Genomic DNA, 18,140 nt, shown 5'->3' on the forward strand with positions numbered 1-18,140 from the left:
GTCAGCCGTCCACGCGGAAGGTCAGCGTCGTGGTGCCGAGCTGGACCATGTCACCCGGGTTGAGGGCGACCGCGGAGACCCGCTGGCCGTTGACCATGGTGCCGTTGGTCGACCCCAGATCGGTCAGCACGACCTGGCCGCCGTCGAAGTCCAGTCGGGCGTGTCGCCGGGAGATGCCGACGTCGGGCAGGCGCAGGTTGGCCTGGTCGCCGCGACCGATCACCGTCGACCCCATCTGCAGGGGATAGGTGCGCCCGTCGCCCGAGACCAGCCGCACGTTGCGGCCGCCACCCTGCCCGGGCGGCGGACCGTAGCCGCCACCCTGGTCGTACGCGGGGTAGGCGGGCGGGCCGGCGTCGTAGCCGGGTGCTGAGACCGGGGCGACCTCGCCGCCGGTGTAGACCTCGGCGGTGACCCGGAACATCCCCGTGTCCAGGCCCTCCCCCCGTTCGATCTCGACGATCACGTCGCCGTAGACCGTCCAGGCCTGCTCGCCGATGAACTCCGCCTGCGACTGGGCCAGCTCCTGGGCCAGCGCGGCGGCATACGGCGCCAGACGACTGTGGTCGAACGGCGAGAGATCGATCACGTAGCGGTTGGGCACCAACGTGCGCCCACCGGCCAGGATCGCCTTGTGCGCCTCGGCCTCCCGCTGCATGGCGTTGAGGATCTCCACGGGGTGGACCACCCCTTTGAAGACCTTGGCGAAGGCCCCTTCGACCAGGCCTTCCAGACGCTTCTCGAAGCGTTGCAGCACGCTCACCGGCTCCTCCTCGGGTCCCGAGGACATGATGGTATCCGGCCGGCGCGCGCGCAGCTCACACGCCGCTCGGCCGCCTGCTACCGGCCCGTTCGGATGGGCCGGGTCTCCCGTGCTAATCTTTCGTCCGCCACGAACGGTAACCGCTCGTGGCGAGCGCCGGGGACAGCGTAGTATCTCCGGGGCCTGCTGGAGACAGTGGGCTCGGGGCGGCTAGAGTGTTCCGGGTTGTGCCACGGGGATGTGGCGGAATGGCAGACGCGCACGGTTCAGGTCCGTGTGCCCGAAAGGGCGTGGGGGTTCAACTCCCCCCATCCCCACCAACGACGAGGGCTCCGCAGAATGCGGGGCCCTTCCGTCATATCGGGGCCGTGCCCGTCGTCACGCTATGCTCCGATGGTTTCTGCCTCCGATGGACCAGGAGTGGCGTGTGAGTGTCGCGTTGGTGACCGGGTCGGGTGGTCTGATCGGCTCCGAGGCGGTCCGGCACTTCGCCGGCCTCGGCCTGGACGTCGTCGGCATCGACAACGACATGCGCCGGTACTTCTTCGGCGAGGACGGCTCCACCTCGTGGAGCCTGGAGCGACTCAGCCGTGACCTGGGCACCGCCTACACCCACTTCGCGGTGGACATCCGGGACCGGGACGGCCTGGAACAGGTGTTCAAGAAGTACGGCTCCGACATCGCCGTGGTGATCCACAGCGCGGCGCAGCCGAGTCACGACTGGGCCGCCAAGGAGCCGTACACGGACTTCGACGTGAACGCCGGCGGCACGCTCAACATTCTGGAGAACACCCGACGACACGCGATCGACGCGCCGTTCATCCACTGCTCCACCAACAAGGTCTACGGTGACCGGCCCAACAGCCTGCCGCTGATCGAGCTGGAGACCCGGTACGAGCTGCCCGAGGACCACCGCTGGTACCAGGGCATCACCGAGGACATGTCGATCGACAACTCGCTGCACTCGGTCTTCGGCGCGTCCAAGGTCGCCGCGGACGTGATGGTGCAGGAGTACGGGCGCTACTTCGACATGAAGACCGCCTGCTTCCGGGGCGGCACCCTGACCGGGCCGGCGCACTCGGCGGCCGAGCTGCACGGGTTCCTGGCCTACCTGATGCGCTGCGTGATGGAGGGCCGGACGTACAACCTGTTCGGCTACAAGGGCAAGATGGTCCGCGACGCGATCCACTCGCGGGACGTGCTGACCGCGTTCGAGGCGTTCTTCCGGGCGCCGCGTTCGGCGGAGGTCTACAACCTTGGCGGAGGCCGGCACTCCAACACGTCACACATCGAGGCGTTCCGGATCGCCGAGGAGATCACCGGCCGCGAGGCGCAGATCAACTACGTCGAGCAGAACCGCACCGGCGACCACCAGTGGTACGTGAGCAGCATGGCCCGGTTTGAGGAGCAGTACCCGGAGTGGAAGATTACGTATGACGTCCCGATGATCCTGCGGGAGATCTACGAGGCCAACGTGGACAAGTGGGTGCCCCAGGCATGACCGCCCAGACCAAGCGCAACGTGCTCGGCGTCCTGGTCGACGCCACCGACTACGACGCGGCGACCGACGCCGTGGTGACCGCGGCGCACGAGCGGCGTCCGCTCGCGCTGACCGCGCTGGCCGTGCACGGTGTGATGACCGGGGTGCTGGACCCGGCGCACAACGCCCGGCTCAACTCCTTCGACGTGGTCACCCCCGACGGCCAGCCGGTGCGCTGGGCGCTCAACCTGCTGCACCATGCCGGGCTCACCGACCGGGTCTACGGGCCGACGCTGACGCTGCACGTGCTGTCGCGCTTCGCCGACGAGGGGCTGCCGGTCTACCTGTACGGCTCCACCGAGGAGACGCTGGCCAAGCTGATCCCGGCGCTGGAGCGGATGTTCCCGGCGCTGAAGATCGCCGGGGTGGAGCCGTCCAAGTTCCGCGCGGTCCAGCCGGGCGAGGACGCCGAGATCGCCGACCGAATCCGGTCCAGCGGTGCCCGCCTGGTCCTGGTCGGGCTTGGCTGCCCGCGCCAGGAGGTCTTCACGTACGCCATGCGCCCCCTGCTCGACATGCCGCTGATGGCGGTCGGGGCGGCCTTCGACTACCACGCCGGGCTGCTGCGCCAGCCCCCGTCGTGGATGCAGCGCGTTGGCCTGGAGTGGTTCTGGCGGCTCGGGCTGGAGCCGAAGCGGCTCTGGCGCCGCTACGTGATCCTCAACCCGGCCTACCTGGCCCGGCTCGCCGGGCAGAAGACCGGCCTGTGGAAGGCCCGCCCGCCAGCGCCCGCCACCGAGCGGCCGGCCACCTTCGCGGTCTGACCCCGATCCGTACGGCACGAGGCCCCACCCGGCGTTCCGGGTGGGGCCTCGGCCGTGGGAACCAGGTCAGAGGGTCAGGGTCCAGGTGTTGATGTAGCCGGTGTCCCCGGAGTAGACGTCCCGCACCTGCAGTCGCCAGGTGCCGTTCGCCGCCTCACTGGAGACGTTGGCGGTGTAGGTCGTGTTCACGTTGTCGGCACCGTCGAAGTAGCTGCTGTTCTTCAGCCGGTACGCCGAGCCGTCCGGGGCGACCAGGTCGACCACCAGGTCACCCCGGTAGGTGTGCACGATGTTCACCGCGACGGTCGAGGACGCCGAGGCGTTGCGGTTGCAGCCGGCGATCGTGATCAAGCTGGACACCGTGGCGCCGGTGTCCGGGATCGCGACGTCGGTGCCGTTGGTGCCGGAGCAGCCACCGCCACCCGAGCCGGTCACGGTCAACGTGTACGTGGCCGTCCGGGTGCCCGCCGCACCGCTGCCGGTGATGGTCACCGGGTAGCTGCCGGCGGGGGTGCTCGCCGAGGTGGCGATGGTGAGGGTGGACGAGCCGCCCGACGTCACCGTCGACGGGCTGAACGACGCGGTCGCCCCGGCCGGCAGGCCACTGGCGGAGAGGCTGACCGACTGGGCGGAGCCGGCGGTGGTGGCCGTACCGACGGTGGCCGTCACCGAACCGCCCGGCGCGGTGGAGCCGGAGGTCGGCGACACCGAGACCGAGAAGTCGTTGGCCGGCGGGGTGCCGTTCACGACGTAGAGCAACCGGTTCGGGGTGCCGGTGCCGACGTTGGTCACCACGTTCGGGGTGGAGTTGTTGACCAGGTTGTCCCGGACCTGCTGCGGGCTCCACGACGGGTTCGCCGAGAGCACGAGCGCGGCGGCCCCGGCGACGTGCGGTGACGCCATGGAGGTGCCGCTGATGGTGTTCGTCGCGCTGCTGCCCGTGTACCAGGCCGAGGTGATGTTGACGCCCGGGGCCAGGATGTCGACGCAGGTGCCGAAGTTGGAGAAGCTCGCCGCGGCGTCGTTGTTCTGCGTCGCGCCCACGGTGATCGCGGAGGCGACCCGGGCCGGGGAGTAGTTGCAGGCGTTCTGCCGGACGCCGAGGGCGTTGCCATTGCCGGCGGCGACCGCGTACGTGACGCCGGAGTTGATCGAGTTGGTGACGGCCGTGTCGATCGAACTGTTGGCGCCACCACCGAGGCTCATGTTCGCCACCGCCGGCTTGACCGCGTTCGCGGTCACCCAGTCGATACCGGCCACCACCTGGGCGTTGGTGCCGCTGCCCTGGCAGTTGAGCACTCGGACGCCGACGATCTGGACGCCCTTGGCCACCCCGTACGACGAGCCGCCGACCGTGCCCGCCACGTGCGTGCCGTGGCCGTTGCAGTCGTCGGCGGAGCCGCCGTCCACCGCGTCGAAGCCGGAGACGGCCCGCCCGCCGAAGTCGTTGTGCCCGTACAGCACGCCGGTGTCGATGATGTAGGCGCGGACGTTCGACGCCGTGTTCGGGTAGGTGTACGAGCTGTTCAGGGGCAGGTTCCGTTGGTCGATCCGGTCCAGGCCCCAGGACGGCGGGTTGGTCTGGGTGCCGGCGATCGAGACGGTGTGGTTCTGCTCGACGTACGCCACCGCCGGGTCCGCGGCGATCCGCGCGGCGGCCTTCGCGCCGACCCGGATCTCGAAGCCGCGCAGCGCCGCGCCGTAGGTGCGGGCCACCGTGCCGCCGTGCCGGCCGACCAGCCGGTCCGCGTTGTCGCCGACCGTGCCCCGGCTGACGGCGGTGTCCTTGAAGACGACGATGTAGCTGTCCGCGACGGCCGTGTCTCCGCCCGCCGCCCGGATGGCACCGGTCGGTTCGGCGGCCAGGGCGGGTGTGGCAGCGGCCAACAGGGTCAGTGTGGCCACCCCGACGAGTACGGACCTGTGGGCAAGACGCATCTCTTACCTCCCTCCGACCGGCAGCCGCCCGACGCGGGTCCCGCTCAGATTCGTGACGGCCGATCTTTCCGAGAGTAGGTCAACGTAGTGACGAAGATAAACATGTCGCATCGTTCATAACACGGAAAGGATGCCCCCTACGGGACGGCGTCCGGGACGAACGAGGGCTGCGCCCGGAGTCGCGGACGGCCGCGACCGGGCAGGCTGACCAGCATGGAGAGCCCCCTCGCCGCCCTGTTGCCGATCGCCGTCCTGTGGCTGGCCGCTGGCGTGGTCGCGGACGGCCTGCCCCGGCTGGACCGCGCCCGCGCGCTGCGCCGACGCGCTGGACACCTGCTCATCCTGACCCTGGTGGGCCTGACGCTCACGGTGACCGTCCTCGCGGCCGGGCTGCTCAGTGCCGGGAACACCCCGGCCGACCAGGCCGCCGCCGCCCTCGATATCGCCGGGCTCCCCACCCTCGTGGTCGCGGTCTGCACCGTACGCCGGGTACGCCGGCTCTGGGCCGGCGCGGGAGCGTTCGCCGCGGCGCCCGAGACGCCCGCGCCGCACGGTCTTCGGGCCGCCGCCGCGCACCCGTTGATCGGGTTGCCGTTGCAGGTCACCGGGGTACTGACGGTGCCCGCGGTGGTCGCGGCGAGCGGCACCGACCTCTTCGCCGAACCGGGCGTCACCGGTCCGGCGATCACCGTCGGCGCGCTCGGGATTCTGGCCATCGGCGTCCGGCACGCGCTCCGGCACAACCGGCTCGCCGAGCGGGCCCAGCCGGATCCGGCGAAGTCAGCGCGAGCGGCCGGGCCCCTGCACGTATAGCAGCTCCAGGATCGCCCGGGTCGCCTCGAACCAGCGGTCCAGCCAGCCCGGCGGCGGAACGCTGCCCTTCGGTGGCAGCTCCATCAGCAGGCCGCGCAGCAACGGGTGGTCAGCCAGCGACCCGGTGGGCTCCATCGGCCAGCCGCTCGGCGGGAAGGACGGCTCGACCAGTGGGTTCGGGTCGAGCGAGGGCAGCGAGAGCGGCGGGTCGCCCGCCTCGGTCGCCGGCGCCTCCCGCCCGCTCATCTCCTGGTCGGTCGAGACCACCTCGGTCAGTACGGTGTCCCGACGCGCCCCGCGGTACTTGCCACCGAACCGCTCCGGCTTGCCCGGACCGTTGGTGAGGTTGTCTGACCCGATCGTCGTCATCCGTCTCGCCTACCTCGCTGGGTTGCGGATCGGTGCGGCGGGTCGTCGACCAGCGCCGTACCGATTCGTTCAACGAGACGGACCCGCTGTGGCGACGGGAATCCCGGCGGAACCTCGCCGAGCGCGCCTCCGCGCGCGGAGCGGGAGCCCGCCGGCGCGGCACGCGAAGGCCCCCGTCCGGTCGAGACCGGACGGGGACCTCACGTGACCGCTCGGTCAGGCCGAGCCGAACACACCAACTCTGGTGCCGGCGACGAAGGCGTGCCAGTCGCCCGGGGCGAAAACCAGGGCCGGGCCGGCCTTGTCCTTCGAGTCCCGCACTCCGACCGCCCCGGTCACGTACGCCACCTCCACGCAGTTGTCACAGTTCGGCCCGCTCTTCGAGCTCTTGAACCACGTTGCCTGCGTCAGGTCCACGGGGAACCCCTTGGTCGCCATTTCCACAACGGCTCCTCTGCCAGTTTTGCGATGTGTGCGACGGACTCCTCCGGACGAATGGCCGCGGCGCGGATGTGATCGAAGATGAAGCTGTACTTCTGTAGTTCGTCGCTCTTCTCAAGGAAAAGCCCACCCGTGGCGTTCTCCGCGTACACGACATCCGGATCACCGGCCTCGGGGAAACTGAGGATCGTGAAAGTGCCGTCCATGCCGGCGTGCGCACCGACCTCGAAAGGCAGGATCTGCAACGTCACGTTCGGCAACTCGGCCACTTCGACCAACCGCTTGAGCTGGCCACGCATCACCTCGTCCCCACCCACCGGCCTGCTTACCACCGCCTCATCGAGCACCACCCACAGATCGACCGGATCGTCCTGGGTCAACAACGACTGACGGCCCAGTCGGACACGCACCCGTTGGTGGACCTGATCGGCGGTGAAGTCCGGCCGGGCGGCGCGGATCATCGCGCCGGCGTACTCCTCGGTCTCCAGCAGACCCGGCACCACCTGCTGCTCGTACGCCCGAATCGAGCTCGCCGCGGCCTCCAGCCCGACGTACGCGCCGACCAGCACCGTGCTGTACGGGTGCCACCAGCCCTTCTGCCGGGCCTCCCGGGCGATCTGCACGAGTTCGTCGCTCTCGGCACCGACCACGCCGTAGATCCGCAGCATGTCCCGGACGTCGCGCGGGGTGGCCGTGGTGTGCCCGGTCTCGATCCGGGAGACCTTCGACGCCGAGCACTCCAACTGCTCGGCGACGACTTCGATGGTGATCCCGGCGGATTCCCGCTGGCGGCGTAGCTCGGCACCGAGCCGCCGCCGTCGGATGGTGGGGCTGCGCCGCTCACTCATGGCGCTCCCCGGTCACTGCTTTCCGCCGCTGGCTGCTCGACCCCACTTCGGGCTACCTCCGGTCGACGCGCCACTGGCTGCCGCCCGCCGGGGGCGCGACCGTCGACCGGCGAGCGTTCGCGGCGAGGGGGTGGTGCCGGTCATCGGCCGGCCGCGACGGGCGAAACCGGCCCTCAGTGTGCCGTCCGGACGCGGATGGCTTCAAGCGCCGCTTTGTGGAAGGCACTCACGTATCGGCAAAAGTCGACGTGCAACTTGCATGAAGCACGTCACTGATGCACTCTGTCCGCATGGCACGGATCACTCAGCGTCTCCGTCCGGTCCCCCGGTGTGGTGATCCCACCGACCCGGGGAACCCGGGCACGACGCGGGCCCGGCCGGCGACACCGAGAGCTGCTCCGGGGTGAGGACCCCGCCGCTGCAAGCCAGCCGGCTGCGGCGGCGGGCGCGGTTCCCGGAAGCAACCGGGTGATGGTCGGGTGGCGGCACGCCACCAGCGGAGTACGGCCCGACCGCCACCACCCGCACCACCGGTCCACGAGGCGCGAACCCGTCACCGGGCCGAGACGTTTCCCCCGACCAGTCACCGCCGGCACGAATGCCGGCCGACCTCCCCAGGAGCCCATGTGCTTCCCCGCTCCGGTGACGTACTGCACGTGACTCGCGCGGCGAGTGTCCAGTTCCTCAGGCCCATCAAGTTCCGGGTGATCCGGGTGCTCGACTGGCCGACCTACGACGGTTGGCTCTGGCTCGACGGCTACGAGTTGAACACCGCGGGCGACGCGGTCAACCGTCGGTCGATCTTCGTCCAGCGGGGCGGGTTGCAACAGGTGCAGGCCGCACCGGAGCCCCGCCCGCACACCGTACGGAGCCGGCGACCGGTCGTCCGTACACCGGTCCGGGTGGGCTGACCGACGCGATCCGCCGCCGGTGGGCGTGCCGTCGCCATAGAATTGGTACGCCCACCCCGGCACCGTTCCACCCGCGCGTCCAGGGCCCTGAGCCTGGGATGGTCATGGTCAATCAGCCCGCCGTGCGGCGGCACCACCGCTCCCGTATCGCCTACGCTTTCGGACTGCTCGCCCTGCTCGGGGCCGTGACCACGTTCGTGGTCCTGGCCCGCGACCCGGCGCTGTCGTCCACCCGACTGACCACTCCGGTGCCCGCACCGGAGATCACCGTGGTCGACGCCGACCCACCGACGTACGACGAACCCGGCTGGTTCGACACCCATGCCCCGGACGACCGTGCCGACGCGGCCGACCCGACCGGCCCGGCCGCCGGGGCCGGTGGCGGCGGTCAGTCCGGCGGGCGGCAGGAGATCACCGAAGCCGGTCCGGCGCGGAACACCGCGACCGACGTCCGCCGCTCGCTGTTCTGGTCCGGGATCTTCGGCCTCACCATCTCGCTGGCCGGCCTCGGCCTGGTCGGCACCCGCCGCCGGATGTGGTGAGCACCGGTCACCGCGTGCGTGTCGCCGTGGGACTAGGCGTAGCCGGGCTGGTCCCGGTCGAGGGCTGGGCCTGGGACACGATCAGCAGCACCTCCTCGTCGGCGGGCAGCATGGTGCCGGCCTCCGGTTCGGTGCCCACCACCGTCCCCGGTGGCAGCTCGGACGGGCGGTACACCACCCGGTAGGCCAGCCCGAGCCGGTCCAGCAGCCCTTCCGCGGTGGCCTGCGGCAGGCCGGCGAGCGGCGGCACCGGCTTCTCGGCCGGCGCGGTGGTGGCCGCCGGGCTGCTCGGCGTCTCACTGGTCGGCGCCGCCGAGGTCGGGGCCGCGCTGGTCGGTGCGGCGCTCGTGGCACTGGGCGGCGGCAGCGACGGGGTGGACCCCGGGTCGCCATCCCCGTCGTCGTTCTGCGCGGCGAGCACGACCCAGAGCGCGGCGCCGAGCAGGCCGGCGAGCAGGAGCGCGAGCACCCCCCAGAGGATCGGCAGCCACCAGCGTCGGCCACCCTGCTCCTCGGCGTACCACTCCCCGGAGGGCTCGGCCGGTCGGGGCGCCCGGACCTCCGCCCGCCCGGACCACGGCGCCGGGGTCGCCCGCTCGGCAGGCATGGGCGCGGTCCGGTCGGGAGGCGTGCCCGGCTGCGTCAGCGCGGAGCGGTCGATCGGCATGGTCTGATCGGGCGACGCGGCGGGACCCGACGCGGCCCGGTCGATCGGCGCGGTCTCATCCGGCGACGCGGCCCGGTCGATCGGAGCGGTCTCGTCGGGGGACCCGGTGGTGGGGGTGGCGGGCTCCTGGCGGTCGTCGCTCATCGCACGTCCTTTCCCGAACCGGGCGGGCGGCATGGCCCTCGACCGCCAACCTAACCGCCCGCACCGTCATCGGCGCGGATCCGCGGCCCGAACCGCCCGGCCCTGGTCAGAAGGGGGGCTGCGTGCCCGGCAGGCTCGGCGGCGTCTCTCCGCACCAGATGCTGACCTCGTCGTTCCAGCGGGCCGGGCCGTCCTCGGCCGGCTCCTGCCGGCTGACCTTCCCACTGCGCCCGCTGCGGTAGCGCGGGTAGAGACCCTCGTCGACCAGTTCGTCGGCGGCCTTCGCGCAGCCGTCGCCGACCACGTCCGGCACCTCCGCGGGGGGCGGCGGACCGGCAACCCGCAGCTGCACGGTGGTGCCCCGGGTCACCTCCGTACCCACGGCGGGCGAGGTGCTCTCGACCGTACGACCGGTGCCGTTGCCGAAGACCAGCCGCCAGCCCAGCCGCTGCTTGCGCAGGACATCCCGGGCCTCCATGAAATCGCTGCCGACCACCGGTGGCACGGTCAGCCCGGTCCCCCTGGTCGCGCTGGCGGAGGTCCGGGGAGCGGAGGGCGTGGTCCGGCCGGTGCTCGGCCGCGGTGCGGTGGCCCGCCCGGTCGGCGCACCGGTCGTCGTCGCCACCGCCAACGGATCCGCCGGAGGTGCGTCGTCCCCGCCCGCCAACAGCCAGCCACCGGTGGCGCCGACCGCGGCGAGGAGCACGGCGACCAACCCGCCACCCAGCAGCACACTGGCCCGGCCCGCACCGCCGCCGTCCCGGCCGGCGACGGAATCCTGCCGACCCGGGTTCGCGTCCGTCATTGCGCCCACCGCCTCATCACCGGCGACCGTACCGGTCGTCGCCCAACCCGCTGCGTCCGCGGTCCACCCCGGCGGGTAGTTGCCACTCGCCGCGCCGACGACGGGACGTTACGCTGCCCGGCATGGCCAGACGGGGCTGGGGAGTATCGATCGTGACGGCGATCGGGGTCGCTGCCGGCGCTGGCGCCGCGCAGCTTGGCTTCGGCTACGGGCTCGGTGTCATCACCTGGACGCCCACCGATGCGGGGGCCACCGACACGGCCTGGGCGGACGGCCTCGCCTGGGCCACGTGGCTCGCCGCCAGCTCCACTGTGCTCGGAGCGGTGTGCGCGCAGCGCCTGCACTCCAGGGCCGTGCCGCCGGCGGCCGAGGCGACGGTGAGCGGCCCGGGGTCGATGCCTCCCGCCGCACCGGCGCCGGAGAACGGGTCCGCGCCGGCAGAGCGGTCGGAGCCGGTGACGCCCGGAGCCGCGCGTGCGGCTGCGGTCGAGGGAACCGGCCCGACGGGCGCCACGGAGGGCGCGTCGTCACCGATGGCCGAGGTGCTGCCCAGCCAGCGTGGGAGCCTGCTGCGGCGGGTGTCCCTGGCGCTCGGCGCCGCGGTCGGCGGGCTGGTCACCGTACTTCTGGTCGCCGTACCCGCGCGGGTCGCGGTGGGCGCCGACACCGGTGCGCCGCAACGGGTGGCGGCCGTACACGCGGGACTGGGCATCCTGATCGGGGTGCTCGTCGCGCTCTGGGCGCTGCGCTCGCGCGCCGCCGCGGTGAACGTGACCGCCACGGCCGCCTGGCTCTGGCTGCTCGCGGTGGTCTCGGTGATCGACGGGGTACGCGTCGGACGCGGGCTGACCGGCGCCCAGCTCGGCACCTGGCAGCTCGACCCGGACCACCCGCGGTACTGGATCGGGGACCAGCTCTACTGGCCCGGTGCGCTGCTGGCGCTCGTTCCCGCGCTGCTGGTCGGCGCGCTGGCCGCCCGGCGAGCCGCCCGGTCGACCGGGCACCGGGTCGGCGCGGCAGCCTCCGGCGCGGCCGGTCCGCTGCTCGTCGCGCTCGCCTACCTGACCACCCTGCCGCGCTGGTCGGCGCTGGGCCCCGCGCAGCTGTCCACCCAGCTGATCGCCCCGTACGCGGTGATCGCCGGCGTCGGCGGCTCGGTGCTGGTCGCCGTCCTCGCCGAGCGGGCCAACCGGGTTCGGTCGACCGACCCGGACGCGCCCGTTCCGGTCGGAGTGGACGCGAAGCGGGCCGCCGAGCGCGACTCGACCCGGGCCGGCGAGCCCGACGCCGATCCGCTGAGCCCCACGACCGAGGCCAGCACCGGACGTGGGACGGACGCGGCCCGTGCCGCGGCGTCGGCGAGCGGGACCGTTCCGCGAAAGCGGGACGCGACCCGCGCACCCCGAGTGCCGGCACCCCGCTCGGCCCCGGACGACTCCGAGTCGACCGGGTCCATGGACGACGAGCCGGTGGAGGGCGCCGCGTCGGGCAGCCGGCGGGGCCGGTCACCGCGGCGGCCCGGGCGACCCGGCACCGACTGAGTCCCGGACAGCCGCCGATGCGCTGACGGCCGGCCGGACCGGTGGTGCGGGGTCAGTCGACCGGCCAGGTGTGGACCGGCTCGTTGCCGCGCTGGAGTTCCGCGTAGCGCTGGACCATGTGGTGCAGCGCGGCGGCCCGGTCCATGCCCCGGTGCCGCTCCGCCGCCCAGACCGCCTCGGTCTGCCAGACGGCGCCGTTGCGGCCGGTCCGGCAGCGCTGCTCGATGATGCCGAGCAACCGGTCGCGCTGCGCCGGGGCGACACCGAACCCGTCCAGGCCGGCCGCCGCGGTTGGCAGCAGCTGCTCCAGCACCAGCTTGGTGACCGGCACATCGCCGAGCCGCGGCCAGTGCAGCACGGCGTCCAGGCCGCGTCGGGCGGCGGCGTGGAAGTTCTCCTCGGCGGAGCTGAAGGTGAGCTGGCTCCAGATCGGCCGGTCCGCCTCGGCCAGGCCGCGGGCCAGCCCAAAGTAGAAGGCCGCGTTCGCCAGCATGTCCACCACGGTCGGACCGGCCGGCAGCACCCGGTTCTCCACCCGCAGGTGCGGACGGCCGTTCATGATGTCGTAGACCGGGCGGTTCCACCGGTAGACCGTGCCGTTGTGCAGCCGCAGCTCGCCGAGCTGCGGCACACCGCCGGAGTGCAGCACCTCCACCGGATCCTCGTCCTCGCAGATCGGCAGCAGCGGCGGGAAGTAGCGGACGTTCTCCTCGAACAGGTCGAAGATCGAGGTGATCCACCGCTCGCCGAACCACACGCGGGGTCGTACGCCCTGGGCCTTGAGTTCGTCCGGGCGGGTGTCGGTCGCCTGCTCGAACAGGGCGATCCGGGTTTCGGCCCAGAGCTGACGGCCGTACAGGAAGGGAGAGTTCGCCCCGATCGCCACCTGCACCCCGGCGATGGCCTGGGACGCGTTCCAGTAGTCGGCGAAACTGTCCGGGGCTACCTGGAGGTGGAACTGGAGACTGGTACAGGCGGCCTCGGGGGCGATCGAGTCGGTGTGCGTCCGCAACTGCTCGACGCCGCGGATGTCGAGCTCGATGTCCTCGCCCCGGGCGCCGACGATCTGGTCGTTGAGCACCCGGTAGCGCTCATTGGTGGAGAGATTGTCCTCGACCAGGTGCCCCTCGGTGAGGGTGGGCAGGATGCCGACCAGGACGATCTTCGCGTCGGACTTGGCCGCACGCTCGTCGGCACGGGAGAGGCTGCTGCGCAGGTCGTGTTCGTAGTCGGCGAAGCCGGTGCCCTCGATCAGCCGGGGCTCGGCGTTGAGTTCCAGGTTGAACTGCCCCAGCTCGGTCTGGAAGAGCGGGTCGGCGATGTCGGCGAGGATCTCCTCGTTGCGCATCGCCGGCTCGGCCGCCGAGTCGACCAGGTTGAGTTCGATCTCCAGACCCGTCATCGGCCGGTCGGCGTCGAAGCCGAAGTCGTCCAGCATCAGGGCGAAGACGTCCAGGCATCGCCGGACCTTCTGCCGGTAGCGGACGCGATCCTCCCGGGTGAAGGCGCCCTGCGAGACGTCCCTGCCCATATGTCCTCCCGGCGGCCGGCGCGGTCGGGATCCTGCCGTCCCGGAAAGCGCATTGTGAACCATCCACGTTAGGAGCGCCCACCTGACCGGAGCCAGGGGCCGGTACCGATGATGCGAAACCGGCCCGCGCGGAAGCGCTCGTGGCGCCATCTGTACCCCGTCGGAGGCGTGCCGGACCCGCTGGAGATGCGAACAACCCGTGACACTTCACACGCAGGTGGCGACGGCTGCCGGAGACGACGACGGGCCCGCGCCGACTTGCGGCGCGGGCCCGGCGTACCGGCGATCCGAAGGATCAGGCCTGGCGGACGGCCTCGCCCTCGATCTCGATCTTGATCTTCTTGCCGACCAGCACGCCGCCGGTCTCCAGCGCGACGTTCCAGGTCAGGCCGAACTCCTCGCGGTCGATCTCGGTGCTCGCGGAGAAGCCGAAGATGTCCTGGCCGAACGGGCTGCGGCCGACGCCCTCGAACTCCACCTGCAGCTCGACCGGACGGGTGACGTCCTTGATGGTGAGCTCACCGGTGAGCACGAACTCGTTGCGGCGGTGGGACTTGACGCCGGTGCTGCGGAACTCCAGCGTGGGGTACTTCTCAACCTCCAGGAACTCGGGGCTGCGCAGGTGCGCGTCCCGGTCGTCCTGGGTGGTGTCGATGCTGGCGGCCTGAATGGTCGCGACGACCGACGACTGCAGCGGGTCCTCGGCGATGGTGATGGTGGCGGCCGCCTCGTTGAACTCGCCGCGGACCTTGCTCACCATCATGTGTCGGGCGACGAAGCCGACCCGCTTGTGTGCGGCGTCCAGCGCGTAGGTGCCGGCCGTCGGGATGGTGAGGCCGTCCCAGTCGCGGGTAACCGCATCGATGCTGCTGGTCATGCTGATGTCCTCCAGAAGAATGTTTAGTAGCCCAACGACTGCTTGAGCAACTATAGCCACAGCAATATTCCCTGTGTCAAGTACTGGTACGATGAACGAGTGACCAACGTGTTCGAGGATCCCCGGATCACCGCCGTCGGCCTGCTCTACGAGGTGCACGCCGGGCTCTCGGCCCGGTTCGCCGCCCAACTCGACGAGCAGGGCCTCTCAGTGGTCGAGTTCGAGGTGCTCACCCGACTGGCCCGCTCGCCGGGCAACCAGCTGCGGATGACGGATCTCGCCGCCCAGACCTCCCTGTCCACCAGCGGGGTGACCCGTGTGGTGGACCGGATGGAACGCGACGGGCTGCTCACCCGCCGCGCCTGCCCGTCCGACCGCCGCAGTTCGTTCGCCGTCGTTACCGCCGCCGGCATGCAGCGGCTGGACGAGACCCTGCCCGGGCATCTCCGCATCATCGAGCAGTGGTTCACCGGCCAACTGGACCCCGAGGCCCTGGCCGCACTGCTCGACGGCCTGCGCCGGGTGCGCGACGCCGTTCACCCGTGCGCCACCGCCGGCAGCACCGACACCGCCCCCGAGCAGGAGATCGCCGCCGCCGACGGAGCTGCCCGACCCTGACCGCCGGCGACCGCCCGTCCCTGCGGGCACGGCAAGCGGTCGGCGTACGGACCGGCCTGAGCACGTGTCGCGCCACCGGCAGAAAGACCGGCAGAACTGACCTTGGCAACCGGACCTACCGCTCGGAACAGACTTTCCGCCCCGATCTCGGTGACAGGCTTCGTGCACCGGGGATTCACCGGGGGGTGACGGCGCGGGCGAACAGCGAGGGGTAGCACCAAGGGGGCTTTTCGTCCGCGCCACTCCCGCCCGACCGTCCGCGATCATGCCGCCCCACGACGACCCGGTGGCCGGCCCGCCGCGACTACCCCACGGCCCGCCCGCCCCGGGCGGCCATCAGCGCGTAGAGCAGTCCCGACTCCTGCGGCAACAGCCGGATGCCACTCTCCTGACAGACCTGGTCGAGCCGGTCCAGGACCGCCGGGTCCGCGGTGCTCGCAGCCAACCCCACCAGCGCCTCCACCACGTCCCGCCGATCCTGAGCGGCCTCGGCGGCAGCGGCGAACCACTCGGCGGCCAGCTCCCGGTCACCCCCGTGCAGCGCCAGGTTCCCCTCGATCAACGCGCAGGTCCCCGCCTCCGGCCCACTCCGGGACAGCACCGCGTCGTCCGCGCGCGGTCGTGGCAGCCCGGCCCGCTCCACCCACGATCGCACCGGTACGGCCACCGCGACCTCGCCGATCCCCGCCCGCAGCTCGGTGAGCACCTCGTTCGCCTCCGCACCGCGACCGTCCTGGGCGAGCGCCAACCCGACCGTGCCGAGCACCCGGCGCCGATGCCCCGGATCACCCAGCTCGGACAACGCCGCCACGGCGCGTCGGCCCTGGTCGACGGCGTCGGCGTACCGGCCCTCCAGACGGGCGACCTCGGCGCGGTTGGCCCAGGCCAGCACCCGCAGCCGCTGCTCACCGCCCTCGGCGGCGAGCCGGTCGACGGCGGCCAGTCGCCGGCGCGCCGCAGCCAGGTCACCGACCCGGATGTCGTGCCAGGCGAGGCTGTTCTGGGCCACCGCGAGGTGCCGGGTCCGACCGTCGCGGGCCGCCAGCCGGAGCACCGCCTCGGCCTGCTCGCGGGCCTCGTCGTGCCCACCGACGGTGATCAGCAGCGCGCCGAGCACGGTCCGCGCCTCCAGTTCCCCGGTAACGTCGCGGGCCTGCCGGAACATGTCCAGCGCGGCCCGCGCCGTCGGCAGTTCGTCGGGACCCGCACCGTGCTCGACGGCGAGCCGGGCCACCCCGAGGCTGGCCCAGCCACGCAGGACGGGATCAGCTTGTGCGGTTCGCGGGTCGGCCAGCAACCGGCGCAGCCACTGCCGGCCGGCGACGTCGCGCCCCCGAAACCGCCACCAGCGCGTCAGGCAGGCCGCCAGGCGAAGCGCGGTCATCGGATCGTCGGTGGCCGCGTGGGCCAGCGCGGAGCTGATGTCGCTGCTCACCTGGTCCAGCCGGTGCACCGCATCGGGCAACCGGGGGCCAGCGAGGTCGGTGGCGGTCCCCGCCACCAGGCGGGCGATCACCTCCGCGTGCCGACGCCGGACGCAGGTCAGCTCGCCACCGCCGGCCGCCTGTTCGAGAGCGAAGTCGCGGACCGCGTCGAGCAGCCGGAACCGGAACGGCCCGGTGCCGCGCACGCTCAGCAGGCCCAGTTCGACGAGCCGGTCCAGCACCGGGACCGGGTCGATCGCCACCGTGCCGTCCTGGTCGGCCTCGTCGGCGAGCATCTCCTCGGCCAGCTCCACCGACCACCGGTTGCCGAACATGGCGAGCCGCCGCAGCGCGTCCCGCTCATCCGGCGCGAGCAACCGATAGCTGGTCGCTACCGCGTCCCGCAGGGTGACCGCCGCCACGGCCGGGGCGGCATCGGCGCTGTTCGCCGGGCGGGCGGCCGCATCCGGTCCGTCCCAACCGGGATGGACCGCCGGGTCGGCAGGCGTCGCCAGGTCGAGCACCCGGTCGCCGTACCGGTCGAGCAGCTCGGTGAGGTCGAGGAGCCGGCCCCGGGCGGCCATCAGCTCGATGGCCAGCGGCAGCCCACCCAGCCGGCGGACCAGCGCGGCCAGCGCGGGCAGCTCGTCGGCGGTGGGCGGCTCCCGACGGATCTGGGCGAGCCGGGCGGTGAACAGTGCGACCGCCGGCCACGACCCGAGCGTGGCCGGTCCGGACCGCTCGGCGTCCGGCGGCGGCACGTCGAGCGGCGCGACCGGCCAGACCCGCTCGCCGGGCAGCCCGACCGGATGCCGCCCGGTGACCAGCACCCGCAGCGAGGGCAGCACGCCGGTCAGCCGGTGCAGTGTCTCGGCCACCGGACCGGGTGCGCGCTCCACCGCGTCCATCACCAGCAACGCCGGACGGTCGGCGAGCCGGGCGGTGAGCTCCGGCAGCCGGGCCGCACCGAGTACGGCCATCGAGGCGGCGAGCACGTCCGGCCCGTCCGAGCCCTCGCCGATCAGCACCCCGGCGACGCCGCCCGGGTGGGCGTCGGCAGCGTCGTGCGCGACGGACAACGCCAGTGCGGTCTTGCCGACTCCGGCCAGCCCGACCAGGCTCACCAGCCGGGGACCGTGCTCCGCGGTCAGCATCGCCGCCAGCTCGGTGACGTCGCGGTCCCGGCCGATCAGCGCGACCGGCGGTGGGAGGGCGACCGGCGGGGCGGACCCGATCGGGTCGGCTGCCGACGTGGCGGGGCCGGTGACCGCGAGTGCCGCCAGGGTGACGTCCGGTCGGGGCGGCTCACCGCCGGCCTGACCGCGGGCCGCGGCCAGGAACGCCGCCCGGGCGGCCCCGGTCAGCTCCATAGCTCCGGCGAGCAGCTCGACGGTGGTGCGCTGCGGCCGAACCGATCGCCCGCGCTCCAGGTCACGCACCGTCCGCACGCCCACGCCGGCCCGGTTGGCCAGCTCCGCCTGGGTCAGGCCGGCGGCACGCCGGTGCCCGCGGAGCAGCTCCGCCAGCCCGCTACGACCGGCCGGGCTCCGCGACCGGTCATGATCCGGAGTCATGGGCACGAAGAGTACGGATCGACTCCGACC

General features: G+C 72.4%; 17 protein-coding genes and 1 tRNA gene. 8 read left to right on the forward strand and 10 right to left on the reverse strand.

All coding sequences use genetic code 11. From position 1 onward, the window contains the following. Position 1: 1 nt before the first annotated feature. The gene (locus ACFYPS_RS14735) at positions 2 to 790 is read right to left on the reverse strand and encodes a DUF3662 and FHA domain-containing protein (RefSeq protein ID WP_074315673.1); all 789 of its coding nucleotides are present in this window, start codon (positions 788 to 790) and stop codon (positions 2 to 4) included. A 207-nt stretch (positions 791 to 997) separates the two neighbouring features. On the opposite strand from ACFYPS_RS14735, the gene ACFYPS_RS14740 reads away from it, so the two are divergent. The 3 genes from ACFYPS_RS14740 (at position 998) to ACFYPS_RS14750 (ending at position 3,067) form a co-directional block, all read left to right on the forward strand. Beyond that, positions 998 to 1,083, forward strand: a tRNA-Leu gene (locus tag ACFYPS_RS14740). Between the two features lie 65 nt (positions 1,084 to 1,148). Next, positions 1,149 to 2,264 carry an NAD-dependent epimerase/dehydratase family protein gene (locus ACFYPS_RS14745; RefSeq protein ID WP_354966407.1) on the forward strand — a complete coding sequence of 372 codons (1,116 nt, stop codon included), beginning with the start codon at positions 1,149 to 1,151 and terminating at the stop codon, positions 2,262 to 2,264. Next, positions 2,261 to 3,067, forward strand: a complete 807-nt coding sequence (locus tag ACFYPS_RS14750; protein WP_354966406.1) for a WecB/TagA/CpsF family glycosyltransferase — start codon at positions 2,261 to 2,263, stop codon at positions 3,065 to 3,067. The genes ACFYPS_RS14745 and ACFYPS_RS14750 overlap by 4 nt, the downstream gene beginning before the upstream one ends. Positions 3,068 to 3,133: 66 nt before the next feature. Here the strand turns inward: ACFYPS_RS14750 and ACFYPS_RS14755 are convergent, their stop codons facing one another. Beyond that, the gene (locus ACFYPS_RS14755) at positions 3,134 to 5,005 is read right to left on the reverse strand and encodes a S8 family serine peptidase (protein WP_387324798.1); all 1,872 of its coding nucleotides are present in this window, start codon (positions 5,003 to 5,005) and stop codon (positions 3,134 to 3,136) included. Between the two features lie 213 nt (positions 5,006 to 5,218). On the opposite strand from ACFYPS_RS14755, the gene ACFYPS_RS14760 reads away from it, so the two are divergent. Further along, on the forward strand, positions 5,219 to 5,818 hold the full coding sequence (locus ACFYPS_RS14760; protein WP_354966404.1) for a hypothetical protein: 600 nt from the start codon (positions 5,219 to 5,221) through the stop codon (positions 5,816 to 5,818). Here the strand turns inward: ACFYPS_RS14760 and ACFYPS_RS14765 are convergent. The 3 genes from ACFYPS_RS14765 to ACFYPS_RS14775 form a co-directional block, all read right to left on the reverse strand. Then, positions 5,786 to 6,187 carry a hypothetical protein gene (locus ACFYPS_RS14765; protein WP_354966403.1) on the reverse strand — a complete coding sequence of 134 codons (402 nt, stop codon included), beginning with the start codon at positions 6,185 to 6,187 and terminating at the stop codon, positions 5,786 to 5,788. The two genes, ACFYPS_RS14760 and ACFYPS_RS14765, sit on opposite strands and share 33 nt — an antisense overlap. A 216-nt stretch (positions 6,188 to 6,403) precedes the next feature. Next, complete coding sequence (locus tag ACFYPS_RS14770; RefSeq protein ID WP_354966402.1) at positions 6,404 to 6,625, reverse strand: DUF397 domain-containing protein; 222 nt, start codon at positions 6,623 to 6,625, stop codon at positions 6,404 to 6,406. Further along, complete coding sequence (locus ACFYPS_RS14775; RefSeq protein ID WP_354966401.1) at positions 6,595 to 7,476, reverse strand: helix-turn-helix transcriptional regulator; 882 nt, start codon at positions 7,474 to 7,476, stop codon at positions 6,595 to 6,597. Before ACFYPS_RS14775 ends, ACFYPS_RS14770 begins: the two co-directional genes overlap by 31 nt. 626 nt (positions 7,477 to 8,102) lie before the next feature. On the opposite strand from ACFYPS_RS14775, the gene ACFYPS_RS14780 reads away from it, so the two are divergent. Together ACFYPS_RS14780 and ACFYPS_RS14785 are read left to right on the forward strand one after the other, a co-directional pair. Next, the gene (locus tag ACFYPS_RS14780; RefSeq protein WP_354966400.1) at positions 8,103 to 8,387 is read left to right on the forward strand and encodes a hypothetical protein; all 285 of its coding nucleotides are present in this window, start codon (positions 8,103 to 8,105) and stop codon (positions 8,385 to 8,387) included. A gap of 98 nt (positions 8,388 to 8,485) precedes the next feature. Continuing rightward, on the forward strand, positions 8,486 to 8,929 hold the full coding sequence (locus tag ACFYPS_RS14785; RefSeq protein ID WP_354966399.1) for a hypothetical protein: 444 nt from the start codon (positions 8,486 to 8,488) through the stop codon (positions 8,927 to 8,929). 7 nt (positions 8,930 to 8,936) lie between these two features. On the opposite strand, the gene ACFYPS_RS14790 is transcribed toward ACFYPS_RS14785, so the two are convergent. Beyond that, positions 8,937 to 9,740 (reverse strand): PASTA domain-containing protein, encoded by an 804-nt coding sequence (locus ACFYPS_RS14790; protein ID WP_354966398.1) that lies wholly within the window; start codon positions 9,738 to 9,740, stop codon positions 8,937 to 8,939. A 106-nt stretch (positions 9,741 to 9,846) separates the two neighbouring features. Next, complete coding sequence (locus ACFYPS_RS14795; RefSeq protein ID WP_387324805.1) at positions 9,847 to 10,545, reverse strand: PASTA domain-containing protein; 699 nt, start codon at positions 10,543 to 10,545, stop codon at positions 9,847 to 9,849. A gap of 122 nt (positions 10,546 to 10,667) precedes the next feature. Between ACFYPS_RS14795 and ACFYPS_RS14800 the strand changes: the two genes are divergently transcribed. Further along, on the forward strand, positions 10,668 to 12,086 hold the full coding sequence (locus tag ACFYPS_RS14800; protein WP_387324809.1) for a hypothetical protein: 1,419 nt from the start codon (positions 10,668 to 10,670) through the stop codon (positions 12,084 to 12,086). A 52-nt stretch (positions 12,087 to 12,138) separates the two neighbouring features. On the opposite strand, the gene ACFYPS_RS14805 is transcribed toward ACFYPS_RS14800, so the two are convergent. Both ACFYPS_RS14805 and ACFYPS_RS14810 read right to left on the reverse strand, forming a co-directional pair. Next, positions 12,139 to 13,617, reverse strand: a complete 1,479-nt coding sequence (locus ACFYPS_RS14805) for a glutamate--cysteine ligase (protein WP_354966395.1) — start codon at positions 13,615 to 13,617, stop codon at positions 12,139 to 12,141. 295 nt (positions 13,618 to 13,912) lie between these two features. Then, positions 13,913 to 14,494, reverse strand: coding sequence for a YceI family protein (locus ACFYPS_RS14810; protein ID WP_354966394.1), 582 nt, complete (start codon positions 14,492 to 14,494; stop codon positions 13,913 to 13,915). A 99-nt stretch (positions 14,495 to 14,593) separates the two neighbouring features. On the opposite strand from ACFYPS_RS14810, the gene ACFYPS_RS14815 reads away from it, so the two are divergent. Continuing rightward, positions 14,594 to 15,112, forward strand: coding sequence for a MarR family transcriptional regulator (locus ACFYPS_RS14815; protein ID WP_354966393.1), 519 nt, complete (start codon positions 14,594 to 14,596; stop codon positions 15,110 to 15,112). Between the two features lie 304 nt (positions 15,113 to 15,416). Here ACFYPS_RS14815 and ACFYPS_RS14820 read toward each other — a convergent pair whose 3' ends face one another. Then, on the reverse strand, positions 15,417 to 18,110 hold the full coding sequence (locus ACFYPS_RS14820) for an ATP-binding protein (RefSeq protein ID WP_387324814.1): 2,694 nt from the start codon (positions 18,108 to 18,110) through the stop codon (positions 15,417 to 15,419). Positions 18,111 to 18,140: the final 30 nt, after the last annotated feature.

The organism is Micromonospora sp. NPDC005087 (assembly GCF_042872965.1).
Taxonomy (GTDB): Bacteria; Actinomycetota; Actinomycetes; order Mycobacteriales; family Micromonosporaceae; genus Micromonospora.